This is a genomic window from Neobacillus sp. S1115 (assembly GCF_055385565.1).
This window is the reverse complement of record NZ_AP038275.1, coordinates 4138120-4151182: the sequence shown is the minus strand read 5'-3', so window position 1 is coordinate 4151182 and position 13063 is coordinate 4138120. Positions and strand designations below refer to the sequence as shown.

Annotated in this window: 16 protein-coding genes; 13 read left to right on the top strand and 3 right to left on the bottom strand. The window is 44.9% G+C overall.

The features are described from left to right. Nucleotides 1–38: 38 nt before the first annotated feature. Nucleotides 39–473, bottom strand: coding sequence for an acyl-CoA thioesterase (locus ACZ5B7_RS20065; RefSeq protein WP_464490761.1), 435 nt, complete (start codon nt 471–473; stop codon nt 39–41). A 265-nt stretch (nt 474–738) separates the two neighbouring features. Between ACZ5B7_RS20065 and eutL the strand changes: the two genes are divergently transcribed. The 11 genes from eutL to ACZ5B7_RS20010 all read left to right on the top strand — a co-directional run bounded on the left by eutL (nt 739) and on the right by ACZ5B7_RS20010 (nt 9215). After that, complete coding sequence (gene eutL, locus ACZ5B7_RS20060; RefSeq protein WP_464490760.1) at nt 739–1395, top strand: ethanolamine utilization microcompartment protein EutL; 657 nt, start codon at nt 739–741, stop codon at nt 1393–1395. Nucleotides 1396–1430: 35 nt separating this feature from the next. After that, nucleotides 1431–1730: a BMC domain-containing protein gene (locus tag ACZ5B7_RS20055; protein ID WP_213148206.1), complete on the top strand. Its 300-nt coding sequence runs from the start codon at nt 1431–1433 to the stop codon at nt 1728–1730. Nucleotides 1731–1752: 22 nt separating this feature from the next. Continuing rightward, nucleotides 1753–2526, top strand: coding sequence for a hypothetical protein (locus tag ACZ5B7_RS20050; RefSeq protein ID WP_464490759.1), 774 nt, complete (start codon nt 1753–1755; stop codon nt 2524–2526). Beyond that, nucleotides 2523–2798: a EutN/CcmL family microcompartment protein gene (locus ACZ5B7_RS20045; RefSeq protein WP_213121012.1), complete on the top strand. Its 276-nt coding sequence runs from the start codon at nt 2523–2525 to the stop codon at nt 2796–2798. Before ACZ5B7_RS20050 ends, ACZ5B7_RS20045 begins: the two co-directional genes overlap by 4 nt. A 22-nt stretch (nt 2799–2820) precedes the next feature. Next, complete coding sequence (gene eutS / locus ACZ5B7_RS20040) at nt 2821–3159, top strand: ethanolamine utilization microcompartment protein EutS (RefSeq protein ID WP_213148209.1); 339 nt, start codon at nt 2821–2823, stop codon at nt 3157–3159. After that, on the top strand, nt 3156–3596 hold the full coding sequence (locus ACZ5B7_RS20035; protein WP_213148210.1) for a EutP/PduV family microcompartment system protein: 441 nt from the start codon (nt 3156–3158) through the stop codon (nt 3594–3596). The genes eutS and ACZ5B7_RS20035 overlap by 4 nt, the downstream gene beginning before the upstream one ends. A 43-nt stretch (nt 3597–3639) precedes the next feature. Continuing rightward, nucleotides 3640–5070, top strand: a complete 1431-nt coding sequence (locus tag ACZ5B7_RS20030; protein WP_464490758.1) for an ethanolamine ammonia-lyase reactivating factor EutA — start codon at nt 3640–3642, stop codon at nt 5068–5070. Nucleotides 5071–5230: 160 nt separating this feature from the next. Beyond that, nucleotides 5231–6592 (top strand): ethanolamine ammonia-lyase subunit EutB, encoded by a 1362-nt coding sequence (locus ACZ5B7_RS20025; RefSeq protein WP_464490757.1) that lies wholly within the window; start codon nt 5231–5233, stop codon nt 6590–6592. A gap of 57 nt (nt 6593–6649) precedes the next feature. Next, nucleotides 6650–7468, top strand: a complete 819-nt coding sequence (eutC, locus tag ACZ5B7_RS20020; protein ID WP_464494534.1) for an ethanolamine ammonia-lyase subunit EutC — start codon at nt 6650–6652, stop codon at nt 7466–7468. Between the two features lie 50 nt (nt 7469–7518). Continuing rightward, complete coding sequence (locus tag ACZ5B7_RS20015) at nt 7519–7653, top strand: hypothetical protein (protein ID WP_464490756.1); 135 nt, start codon at nt 7519–7521, stop codon at nt 7651–7653. A 26-nt stretch (nt 7654–7679) separates the two neighbouring features. Further along, a complete protein-coding gene (locus ACZ5B7_RS20010) occupies nt 7680–9215 on the top strand; it encodes an amino acid permease (protein ID WP_464490755.1) in 1536 nt (511 codons plus the stop codon). Nucleotides 9216–9318: 103 nt separating this feature from the next. Here ACZ5B7_RS20010 and ACZ5B7_RS20005 read toward each other — a convergent pair whose 3' ends face one another. Continuing rightward, the gene (locus ACZ5B7_RS20005) at nt 9319–9663 is read right to left on the bottom strand and encodes a CotG/ExsB N-terminal domain-containing protein (protein ID WP_464490754.1); all 345 of its coding nucleotides are present in this window, start codon (nt 9661–9663) and stop codon (nt 9319–9321) included. Nucleotides 9664–9859: 196 nt separating this feature from the next. Between ACZ5B7_RS20005 and ACZ5B7_RS20000 the strand changes: the two genes are divergently transcribed. Beyond that, a complete protein-coding gene (locus ACZ5B7_RS20000) occupies nt 9860–10951 on the top strand; it encodes a CotH kinase family protein (RefSeq protein WP_464490753.1) in 1092 nt (363 codons plus the stop codon). A 72-nt stretch (nt 10952–11023) separates the two neighbouring features. Here ACZ5B7_RS20000 and ACZ5B7_RS19995 read toward each other — a convergent pair whose 3' ends face one another. Then, nucleotides 11024–12097: a Gfo/Idh/MocA family protein gene (locus ACZ5B7_RS19995; RefSeq protein ID WP_464490752.1), complete on the bottom strand. Its 1074-nt coding sequence runs from the start codon at nt 12095–12097 to the stop codon at nt 11024–11026. Between the two features lie 163 nt (nt 12098–12260). Here ACZ5B7_RS19995 and ACZ5B7_RS19990 point away from each other — a divergent pair, with 163 nt between their 5' ends. Then, the gene (locus tag ACZ5B7_RS19990) at nt 12261–12878 is read left to right on the top strand and encodes a DedA family protein (protein ID WP_423798703.1); all 618 of its coding nucleotides are present in this window, start codon (nt 12261–12263) and stop codon (nt 12876–12878) included. Nucleotides 12879–13063 lie beyond the last annotated feature (185 nt).

Below are 13063 nucleotides of genomic sequence, written 5' to 3'. Positions count from 1 at the left end.
AAGACGGCCGCCTTTTTTGTGCATACCAGGTATTTAACTCAATCATTAGAGGTCAATAAGCCGTTCTCAAATTCTTCAATTCGATTGCGGACTAGAGCCGGCACTGGCCGGGTTGTTTTTGTATTAGCATCGTAGCTGACGTAAATAATTTCGGCTAATAGAATTGGGTCTGCTTCCCCATCTCTATTAATCATGCAGTTCATAGTCATGCTTGTGTTGCCTACTTTGGAGATTTTACACCAAATGTTCAGCCAGTCATTCAATTCTGCTGACTTTTTAAACTCCAAAGTAGATTTTGCCAGAACAAAATCAAAGTCGGCCTCTTCAAAGTCTAACTTCAATCCCTCATGGAAATATTCAGTAACAGCTACATCTATATAAGTCATATAGTGAGCGTTAAAAACAATCTTCTGACCGTCAATTTCAGAATAGCGGACCTTCAGGCGATGTGAAAAACGAAAATCATTAACCATTGTAAACCACCTTTTTTATATTTTGATAAGGATGATTCCCTCTAATCTATTTATTCTGTTCATTCCTTTCATTTCCTTTTTTTGAAGGTCTTTTTATATATCAAATGATCGAGTAAATTCTAAATTAGGAATTTTTGCATAAATTGAAATAAGAATAATAGGATGTAGTAACCTAGCAAAATTGAATAGAGATTGGCATCGGTGCCTTAGATGAAGTGTCATACTGCCATCAGGGCACCCTTTTTGCTAATAGGGAGTGGAACTCATGAGGCTACAACGATTACCTGCCCAAGCCTTGGCAAGTCAGCTGATACCAAATGTTGATGAAGGGTTAAGAGAGGCATTGAAGGTTCCGGACCACGTCAAAAGCTTGGGGCTGGTTACCAGCACGAGTGATGATGTCGGCTATACTGCGATTGATGAGGCCACCAAAATGGCCGCAGTGGAAGTCGTCTATGCAAAGTCTTTTTATGCCGGGGCCGCACATGCTTCAGGTCCATTATCAGGAGAGTTTATTGGGATTTTAGGCGGGGCTACACCATCTGAAGTGAAGAGCGGCTTGGAGGTCGCTGTAAGGATGATCAATGAGGGTCCGGCTTTTTATGCGGTGGACGAGGCTGGGAATCACGCTTACTTTGCCCATACAATTTCTCGAACTGGTTCGTTTTTATCGAGTTTAGCCGGGATTGAAACGGGGGAACCGCTGGCATATTTAATTGCTCCTCCGCTTGAGGCGATGGTGGGGCTGGACGCAGCGTTGAAGGCGGCAGACGTAAGGCTTTGTGTTTTTTATGGACCGCCGACAGAAACCAACTTTGGCGGGGGGCTTCTGACAGGAAGCCAATCCTCCTGTAAAGCAGCAGCCGAGGCCTTTGCGGACACGATTCAAAAAATAGCTCAGTCTCCTCATAAGATGTTTTAGGATAGATAGTTAAAAAATTGAAGGAGGTTCCAAAAATGGGACGAGAAACGTCGGCATTAGGAATGATTGAAACAAAGGGATTAGTGGGAGCAGTTGAGGCTGCGGATGCGATGGTGAAAGCCGCGGATGTTAGTCTGGTAGGGAAGGTTCAGGTCGGGGGCGGGCTTGTAACGGTATTGGTCCGCGGTGATGTTGGTGCTGTCAAGGCTGCTACAGATGCAGGGGCAGCCGCAGCGTCGAAGGTGGGAGAACTCATTTCCGTCCATGTAATACCAAGGCCGCACTCCGATATTGAACTGATCCTCCCGAAACTGGAAGGGCAAAGCATAACGTAAATGGCGGTTGGGAGTGTTAAAAATGGATAAAGGGCAGCTGCAGAAATTGGTAGAACGGATTGCCCGTGAACTTATCGAACAAGAGACTCCTAGAATAAAAGTCCTGTTTGTATTTTGTGACAGCTCAGCGCACGAGCCCTTTGTTGACCAATTGTTGGTCCTAAAAAAACATCCAATAGATTATGATTTTCTGTTGCTTGACGGTGAGACGGCAGGATGGCTTGGGGGGAGCTATATCCAAGCTACCGGGGCAGGGCAAGTAATAGCAGCGGACGAGTATGCCAAAGCACCGATTGAGCTGCCGAAGGATTATGATGTCATTGTCATCCCGGAAATCGACTTGGATAACGCCGCCCGTGTCTGTCAAGGATTAAAGGGTTCTGTGAAATCGGAAATCATCTTTGCGGCCCTCGTTCTTCAGAAAACGGTCATGGTTGGCGATGATTCTTCAGGTATCAAGCGGGCCGATCGCCGCACCTTAAAAACACTGGATTTACCGCTCCCACTAAAGAAACGATTTGAGACCTATAAACAGGAGCTCACCAACCTTGGTATTCGTTTTTTCAAGCAATCCTATATGCATAAAGAAATTATTAGTTTGTTTTTCCAAGAAAAAAAGGACCAACAATCCGGGGAGACCTTTATAGGGAAGGTGTTAACAGTGGAATGGCTTGCTGGGAATCTGGGAATCTCGAAGACTTTGATGATCAGGCAAGGGACGATTCTGACACCGCTGGCAAAGGATTTTCTGAGGGAAAAAGGGGTAAAAGTCATTGAAGAGGGGGCGGGTGGATGATTCTTGGGAAGGTCATGGGCAGCATTTGGGCTACTCAAAAGGAGGATGGCATGAGCCAACTGAAGCTGCTGATCATTGAGCCCATCAACTGGAAAGGGGAGCCGGCAGGGGCTCCAATTATAGCTGCTGATCGAATTGGGGCCGGCCGCGGTGAGCGTGTAATTGTTTCACGAGGCAGTCCGGCAAGGGCTATTTTTTCAAAAAATGCCCCAATCGATGCAGTTGTAGTTGGAATTGTCGATTCTCTTGAGGTAGGCGAAGGGGAAGAATAGCGTTTAAAGGTGTGAAGAATGGATGGAGAAAAAACAGCGCGTCATTCAGGAATATGTACCGGGGAAGCAGCTGACATTGGCACACATTATTGCCAATCCTGATGAAGCCTTATATACAAAGCTTGGAATTGGTCAAGCGGGGGCGATTGGAATTTTGACATTGACACCAACAGAGACCGCCATAATTGCCGCTGATATTGCTACCAAAGCAGCAGATGTCGATATTGGGTACTTAGACCGCTTTACCGGGTCGCTTGTTATCTGCGGAACGGTCTCTAATGTAGAAATGGCCATCCAAGCCATCAATCAATTCCTGAGCAGGCATTTGAAATTTGAACCAGCGGAGATCACCAAGTCATGAAAAAAGGGAAAGTGATGTTAATTGGTCCAGTTGGGTCAGGAAAATCTACGTTAACCAAACGACTGCTTGAGGACCCGACACCCGCTGTCAAAACACAGGCACTAAACTATATGGATTGGATCATTGACACACCTGGGGAGTATAGTGAAAATCCATTGTTTTACCGTTCATTAATCGCGACAGCATTGGAAGCGCGGATTCTCCTCATCATTCAAGACGCAACTCGCCATGAGCAGTTCCTGCCGCCAAATTTTGCACAGGGATTTCCGTTGATTCCTATTGGTGTCATCACCAAAATAGACCATCCAAATGCGGATTTGGAAAAGGCTGAAAAACTGCTGAGGCAAGTTTTGTCAAATCATTCAATATATAAAATTTCGTCCATCACTCTTGAAGGAATACCGGATTTGAAGGCGGCCCTATTGAATCTTATTTGAATTTTTAGGAGCAGTACAGATAGCGGTCTGGAGGGTCTTTAGATTGAGCTTGGAAGCAATAAAGAGTGTCGGCATTGATATTGGCACAAGTACAACGAAATTGATTTTAAGCGAACTGACGTTAGGCAGGGTGTCGAGTCATTTTGCCCTGCCACACTTTGATATTATTGATCGAAAGGTCAACTATGTGAGTGAGATTATTTCCACTCCTTTGAAAAATGCAGATGAAATTGACTTGCTGACATTGGCGGGCTGGCTTGAACAGGAATATCGACGAATTGGACTGTCACTATCGGAGATCAAGTCAGGTGCGGTAATCATAACGGGAGAAACGGCGATTAAGAAAAATGCAGATGCTCTGCTGCATTATTTAGCGGAACGGTCCGGGGACTTTGTGGTAGCGATAGCCGGAGCCAGCTTGGAAGGCGTATTGGCTGGACGGGGCTCGGGTGCCTCTGAGTACTCAAAAAAGGTGAAGGGTATTGTCGCCAATATCGATATCGGCGGCGGTACTGCCAACGTTGCCCTTTTTAAGCAAGGAAAAGTGCTGGATACGATTACCTTTCATGTTGGCGGCCGGCTGGTCGAAATCGATTATGCTGGTGAAGTCTTGGCGGTATCCGCATCTTTACAGCCTTGGCTTTTTTCTAAAAACTACTTGCTGGAAAAGGGGATGCGACTGACATTAAAGCAGCTTTCCGACCTTTCTTCTATGTTGTGCGAAGACATGCTGGACTGTTTATTGGGGAAGATGCCTATAGGTACCGTTAAGGCGTTGGTTCACAGTGCTTCGTCGGAAACACTGCCGATGATTAATGAGGTCATGATTTCTGGAGGGGTTGGGAGACTGGCATTGGAAGTGCCGCCTTCGACATTGGGAGATGCAGCGAAATATAACGACATCGGCCCGATTTTGGCTGCGGAACTGATGAAAGCTTTAAAAAACTATCCTCTTTCCGTAGTGGATGCCGCGCAAACTTCGAGGGCGACGGTCATCGGGGCAGGCATGCAGACAACGAAAATCAGCGGGGCGACGATATTGATTGCTCCTGAGCATCTGCCGCTAAGAAACATCCCAGTAGTTAAAATGAGCTATTCAGAAACGGCTCTGGAGCAGTATATTGAACGGCTTTTTTTTCAAGGGAAGGAATTGTTCCATGGAAATTCTAAAGTGCCATTTGCGATTAGTTTAGCGGAAATGCCCTATTTGCCTTATTTAAAGCTAAAGGAACTGGCGGAAGTACTCGGAAAGGTCTATGCACGACTTTTTCCTAGGGCAACAGCCCTTGTCGTAGTCTGTGAAAATGACATGGCCAAAGCCTTGGGGCAGGCGCTGCGACTGCAGTTAGCGGCTGATGTGGACGTGATTTGTATTGACCAGGTGGTGGTTGAGTACGGCGACTATATTGATATTGGTGAGCCGTTGAATGATACAATGGTGCCCGTTGTTGTGAAGACGCTGGCGTTTTCCTAACCGGGGAATAGCTGGTTGGCGAGTAAAACCGGGGAATCGGCGAGTAAAATACCAAAGTTGGCGAGTAAACCGGAAAACCGGCGAGTAAATTGGCCGAACTGACGAGTAAATCCTCATTAACCACTTAAAATGAAAAAGAAACTGGGAGGTGAAGTGAAATTTGAAAACCAAAATTACCTTACTTAATAAAACATATCAATTTAATAGCTTAAAAGAGATTCTAGCGATGGCGAATGAAGAAAAGTCGGGGGACCAACTGGCGGGTATTGCCGCCAATGACGCTCAGGAGCGGCTTGCCGCACGCCACCTCCTGGCTGATCTGACCCTGAGTGACATCCGCAATAACCCTGTGCTGCCACCTGAGGAGGATGAAGTCTCCCGTGTAATAGAAGAATCTATTAATCAAAATATCTATCAATCTATCGCCAATTGGACTGTCAGCGACCTGCGTGAGATCCTGCTGGCTGAATCTACAACAAATCAGGAAATCAGCCGGATCCGCCGGGGACTGACGAGTGAGATGGTCGCTGCCGCAGCTAAAATCATGTCCAACCTGGATTTGATTCAAGCAGCATCCAAAATCGAGGTCGTGACCCAGTGTAATTATCCGGTTGGCCATAAGGGCACGCTTGCTGGCAGGGCCCAGCCGAATCACCCCACTGACAGTATTCAAGGAATCAGAGCCTCTCTATATGAAGCGCTCAGTTATGGAATCGGTGATGCAGTGATCGGGATTAACCCAGTTATTGATTCAGCCGAAAGTGTAAAACAAATTTTACAGATGACTAAAGAGGAAATCGACCGCTTTCAAATCCCTACGCAAAATTGTGTGCTTGCACATGTCACGACCCAAATGCGGGCCATCAAAAATGGTGCGCCGTCCGATTTGCTTTTTCAAAGCCTGGCGGGGACGGAGGCGGGGAACACAGCGTTTGGCATCAGCGTCGGACTGTTGGATGATGCGAATGATTTGATCCAAAGGGAGGGAACGGCAGCAGGGCCGAATTTGTGGTATTTTGAGACGGGACAGGGGTCGGAGCTTTCATCAGATGCACATCATGGCATTGACCAGGTAACGCTCGAAGCCCGCTGCTACGGGCTTGCAAAAAAATATAAGCCGTTTATCGTCAACACCGTAGTCGGTTTTATTGGGCCGGAATATCTCTACAACAGCAAACAGGTTATCAGGGCCGGGCTTGAGGATCATTTTATGGGGAAGCTGCAAGGAATTCCCATGGGTGTCGACGTTTGTTATACAAACCATATGAAAGCCGACCAGAATGATATGGAGAATCTCGCCGTCCTCCTTGGTTCGGCCGGTGTCAATTTCCTCATCGGCGTTCCGATGGCGGATGATTGCATGCTGAATTATCAATCGACCAGCTTCCATGACATTGCTTCTGTCAGAAGGGTGCTGGGCCTAAGACCTGCGCCTTTTTTTGAAAAATGGCTTGAGAAGATGGGAATTATGGAGAGCGGAATATTAACCGAGCGAGCCGGTGATCCGACACTGTTTATGTAAGGAAAGGAGGGGGAGAGAGTGCAGGAGAATGAGATTGAATTTATTGTTCAAAAAGTAATGGAGGAACTTCAAAGGAACTTTCCCGCTGAAACTAAAGCAGAAGAAATTCCGAAAACCAATGAAGAAGGACTGATATTTTCTGAGAACAACTGGAAGACCTCTATTCCGGCAGCTGTATATCAGGAGGGGGTATCGGATTTAATTGCCTCTACACCGGCTAGGATTGGCGTTTGGCGGACTGGAACCCGGCCGCTCACGAAAACGATGTTAAAGCTGCAGTTTGACCATGCGGCGGCAATTGATGCGGTCGGGGGCGAGGTCCTTGAAAAAACCCTTGCGGAATTTGAATTATTTACCGTTGAAACATGCTATGAAAACAAGGAAACGTATTTAAAAAGGCCTGATAAAGGGCGCATCTTAACCGATATTGCTGTCAGGACCATAAAAGAAAAATGCATCCATCGCCCGCAGGTGCAAATTGTCGTTTCAGACGGATTAAGCGCTAGTGCCGTGGAAACCAATTTAAAGGATGTTTATCCGGCCTTACTGGATTCTTTGAAAATCAATAACCTTTCCGCTGGAACCCCGTTTTTTGTTAAAGGGGGCAGGGTAGCTTGCATGGATCATATTGGCGAGATTCTTGAGCCGGAGGTGTTGGTCCTGTTAATCGGCGAACGGCCTGGGCTGGTCTCGGCTAGTTCGATGAGTGCCTATATGTGCTACCGGCCGCGAAAAGGAGTGGTTGAATCCGACCGCAATGTCATTTCGAATATTCACCCGCTTGGAACTCCGCCTGTCGAGGCTGGTGCTCATATTGGTACTGTCCTTAAGAAGATGCTTGAGCAAAAGGTGAGCGGAGTAAAGCTGGAATTATAGTGTTATTCAATCTTTCTATTGGGATTTTATAAAGAAAGGAGGGTGGGGGGATGGAGGTTGTAATCGGCTTTGCACTTGTAGTCATCACTTTAGTGGTCGGTACGGCCATTGGCATGCATGCGAATAAAAATGTAAGGTCCTTTAAAGAAGAAGAGCATGAAATCTTTGTTGGAAAGGATGACTAATAATCAGTCAGAAAGGGGTAGAACAAATGAAAAACAAAGACCAACAAATGTTGGAGGATAGGAAGCAGCTGAACCGCTATGGCTATGCCCAGGAATTACTGCGGGATATGGGCGGATTTTCCAACTTTGCGATTTCCTTTTCGATTATTTCCATCTTAACAGGAGCTGTTTCTCTTTATGGACATGGGTTAACGTACGGCGGCCCGGGTATGATGGGTTTTGGCTGGACGATTGTGGCCTTTTTCGTGATGCTGGTGGCCGCATCACTTGCCGAGCTGGCTTCTGCTATTCCCACGGCAGGTGCCCTGTATCACTGGGCCGCCGCCTTAAAGGGGGTTCGAATTGGCTGGTACACAGCCTGGATTAATTTAATCGGCCAAATTGGGATTGTGGCCGGAATCGACTACTCTTGCGCCTTATTTGCAGACCCGCTCCTAGCAACCGTTTTTGGATATACCTCTACCGATACCACCACTTTAATTGTCTTTGGCGTTATTCTCCTATTACACGGAATCCTCAATCACATTGGGATTAAAATCGTCGCAAAATTAAATGACTTTTCAGCCTGGTACCATATGGTCGTTGTTGCTATTTTGGTTGTCAGCTTAGCATTTTTTACAAGAAACGGCCTTCAGCCGGTTGATTACCTATTCCAGGTAGGGCAAACCTTCTCTGATAAGCCTTATGTTCTGGCCTTTTTAATCGGATTGTTACAGGCACAGTGGACCTTTACTGGTTATGATGCGTCTGCCCATACGATTGAAGAAACAGTACACCCACGTGTCCGCGCTCCATGGGGCATTTACAACTCCGTCGCGTTTTCATTTGTGTTTGGATTTATCATGCTGGCATTTGTCACGCTTTCTATTCATGATGCAGCCGGTGCGGTGAAGTCGGATAATGCCTTTATTTTTGTTATCAGCGAAGCCCTTGGCGGAACCTTCGGGGCAGTCGTGTTATGGCTGGTTACGTTTGCGATGTTCTTCTGCGGTCTCTCGTCTATTACATCATTTTCGCGGATGATGTACGCTTTCTCAAGAGACAAGGGGATGCCGCTCAGCCGCCATTGGGCGGAAATTAGCCGGAAGTACCGGACTCCGGCAAAAGCGATTTGGCTGTCTGTGATTCTTTCGTTTGTGCTGGCGTTGATTGATTACATTACGAAGCTGGTGAATCCGGATGCAGGTTACTCCACCATCGCCTTCCTGACGGCTGTAAGTGTGGTTGGATTGTATGTTGCCTATGGGATTCCCATCTATCTCAAGCTGCAGGCAGAGGCTAAGGGAATCTTTCAGCCAAAGCATTACGGCCCCTGGAGTCTTGGAAAGTGGAGCAAGCCGATTAATATTCTCAGCATCCTTTGGATTATCTTCATTTCTATCATGATGATCATTCCGCCTAATCAAATGGCTGCCTATGCTTTGGCGGGAATGTTTATCTTGTTAATTATTATGGATTTGACTTATTATAAAAAGCATTTCAAAGGCCCTCAGTCAGCACTCGAAAAATCAATTGATGAAATTAGAAGACTTGAAGACGAGTTTGAACATGGAAAAAATTAATTAAAAAGAGGTCAGGACCTTGCTGCCGTTGTGCCGGGGTCCTGACCCAGAGTTTTCCTGATTAGAAAAAAAAGAAAAGGCAGACCAGCCGCCTTTTGATTCTTTAACCTCTTTTACGGGATTTAAACACCCACATGTTGCCGTCTTTCCAGCAGCTCTTCGTTTGATGTCTGCCGTGGCCTGTATTACGCCAGTTTGTGCATTCCAGATTATGTGTTAAGCGTCTTGAAGTTCTTTTTCTGGACGTGCGGCGTCGAGTCGTATTTCTGCTGGATGTCATCTTTCGACGACTAGAGGTTCGTCTAGAAGTCCGACTAGAAGTTCTTCTGTGGCTAGATGTCCCGCGATGACGGCCTGGATCCATAAACATGAAATCCCCGAATCCGCCGCGTCCTACATCTTCAGCAGCTCTTTGAATATCCTCTGGAGAAAATTCTCTTTCTTCCATTTGAAGCACCTCCTTTTTTTACAGAAAAGGGAGTACGAAATGAATTGTGCATTTTCTATTACACCCACTCCTCTTTTAACAATTTACGAATGGACGCTTGTCTTGGTCTCGGACAATAGCCTATTCAAGGAAAAAATCAATAAACCGTGACATCCCTTTTACTCCATCATAGGTATAGAAGGAGGGGGGATAGGGAATGGACGAAGCCGCAAAACTGCCAAACTATAAAATTTTTATAAAACCGAGCGAATTAAAGGAGCTTAAAAGGGATATATGGGTGGATATGCCAATCCCCGCACAGCTAAATATCGATGGCAAGAGATTAGAGGTAGATATCAGCTACCGCGGCTCCCATATTCGTGATTTTTTGAAAAAATCGTATTACATTTCTTTTTATAGGCCTAAAAAATTCAAAGGCTCCAGTGAAATTCATATAAATGCCGAGTATAAGGATCCTTCGTTCATACGCAATAAATTATCCTTCGATTTCTTTTCTGAAATTGGTGTCCTAGCACCATATTCCCAGCATGTTTTTTTGACCCTTAACGGCAAAGCGGAAGGAATATATTTGGAAATCGAATCGGTGGATGAAAATTTTTTAAGAAGAAGAAATCTTCCCGCTGGCAGCATTTATTACGCCATTGATGGCGATGCGAATTTTTCATTGATGAGTGATTTGGATAAAGCCGTGAAAAAGTCATTGAAATCAGGCTATGAAAAGAAGTGTGGGAAGTCGTCCGAGGATAAGTTTTTAGAAAGGTTTATTTATAACATTAATACGATTCCTAGAAGTGAATTTGAGAGGGAAATTATTAAATATATTGATGTTGAAAAATACTTGCGGTGGATTGCGGGCATCATCTTCACGTCCAACTATGATGGATTTGTCCATAATTATTCGCTTTACCGAAATGGTGAAACAGGGCTATTCGAGGTGATGCCATGGGATTACGATGCCACCTGGGGAAGGGATGTTAACGGGAAGGTGATGGAGGCGGATTATGTTCCACTTCAGGGCTATAATACGTTAACGGCAAGAATTTTGGATGTGGATTCGTTTCGAAAGCAGTATCAAAAGCTGCTGGTTGAAATTATGAATCAGCAGTTTACATTGGGATTTATGGTGCCTAGAGTTGAAAAGGTGCTTGGGATAATCCGGCCCTATGTCCTGCAGGACCCCTACAAAAAGGATTCGATCACACAATTTGACCAGGAGCTTCGGGTAATCACGGAATACATCCTTGAAAGAAGAAAATATATTGAACGCGAAATAGTAAAGCTTAACTAAATTAGGCCGCAGCCTTTATGACTGCGGTGTTTTTAAAAGAACCATCCAATTTCGGATGGTTCTTTTATGAATTTAAAGGGAAACTTTCCGTCCTTCCCTTGAGGAAAGCCGAATCGCATCAAGCACCCTTTGTGTTTCATGGCCGTTCTCAAAATTAGCTAGATTAGGGTGTTTAACACCTGTCACTAGAGTTTCGTACAGGGCATCTAGAGCGCGGTTAAAGCCGTTATAGTAACGGGCTGCGACCGCCGGCATTTCTGCAGGGGCTGTTATATCAGGTACTAGCTCAACTGCTTCTAGAGGAGCATCACCTGAAGAAAGCAGAACCTGGCTATCGTCTAACATAACCATTGTTCCATCTGTACCAAAGACCTCTAAACGCCATGAATTGGCGGTTTGGAGGACTCCCGACACAAATTCCAACGTTACTGTAACCCCGTTATCAAGCTTGCCAATAACCTGATATGCATCATCGGCTGTACGGATTTCGACTGTTCCATCCCCAGAAGTATAGGCTGGTACATGGATAGGAAGGTTAGCAAACACTTCATGAAAATGACTGTCAAGCCACCACTGAAGAGAGTCGGACATATGCGAACCAATTGCCCCGAGCATCCCTCCGCCAGTCTCCGCTTTGGCTAGCCAGCCGCGTGGGTTGGATGAAAGATAGGCATAATTCGGAAAAGCAGCCAAATAACGAACGTGTAAAACTTTCCCCAAGCTGCCGCTGTCCAAAATTTCCTTCACCTTTGTCCGGGCAGGTAGGAAGCGGAATTCATGATTAATGATCCCTAGTTTGTTTGCTTGGTTTTTGGCTGAAATCATTTCCTCTGTCTCCGACACATCTAAGCCCATTGGCTTTTCACAGACCACATGCAGACCTTTTTCATAAGCAGCCAGTACCATTTCTTTATGTAAATGAACAGCTGAAGCTACAACAACAAGGTCGAGTTCTTCCTTCTCGAGCATTAATTGCCAGTCAGTATAAACATTATCTATACCGCTCGTGTTTCGGACATTCTCCACATTTCCTCGTGAAACACTTGCTATTGCGGTTACCTCAAATCCGTCATGAAAGTTCATCATCGGTGCATGCACTTTGGCGCCGAAACCGGTTCCGATAATTCCTGCCTTAAATTTCTTCATGTGTAAAACCCCCTCAAATTTAGGATAATTTAAGTGTAATAGGAACTGGTAGTTTGTGCTAGATAGAAGAAAAAATTTTCCTATATGAACTTATACCAATTAGCGGAACCTTTTAGGATAAAAAACGTAATACATGTGGAAATGAAAAAAATGGAGGATTAAAATGGAAGTTTGGATAAAAGATTTTATTGAAAGCTATGGTTACATAGGGGTATTTTTGCTGATCGCTCTTGAAAATATTTTCCCGCCCATTCCTTCGGAGATCATCCTGACCTTTGGCGGTTATATGACCTTGGATACCAGTTTGAACGTTACGGGAGTCATTATTGCCTCAACTTTAGGTTCTGTATTTGGTGCGGTAATTTTATATCGTCTCGGAAATTTTTTGGATGTGGAACGGTTTGACAGAATCATTAAGCGGTATGGAAAATTGTTACGACTAAAAAAGGAAGATTTATACCGCGCCAATGCCTGGTTTAATAAATATGGTATTTGGACGGTTTTCCTGTGTAGGTTTATTCCGCTAATTCGCAGTTTGATTTCAATCCCCGCTGGAATGGCCAACATGAATTTTTCTCTTTTCCTAATTTTCACAACGATTGGAACACTGATTTGGAATACGGTCCTGATTCATCTAGGTGCAAACTTGGGAGAGAATTGGGAACTTATTACGGAAAAAATGGATAATTTCTCTACCATCATATATGGAATACTCATCATCCTACTAATTCTAGGAATGGTAAAGTTTATTAGGAAAAGTCATAAATCGAGAAAGGCTTAAAAATGTATTCGCTGATATATTGGATGAATTCGCTGATATAATCGAAAAATCTGCTGATATATTGAAAAATCCGCTGATATAATCGAAAATTCGCTGATAACTTTGGGAAATTCGCCGATATCTCACAGTCCCTGGTTGGAGGACCAATAAAAATGCCACTTTTTCAGAGAAGAAATTTTCTTTTT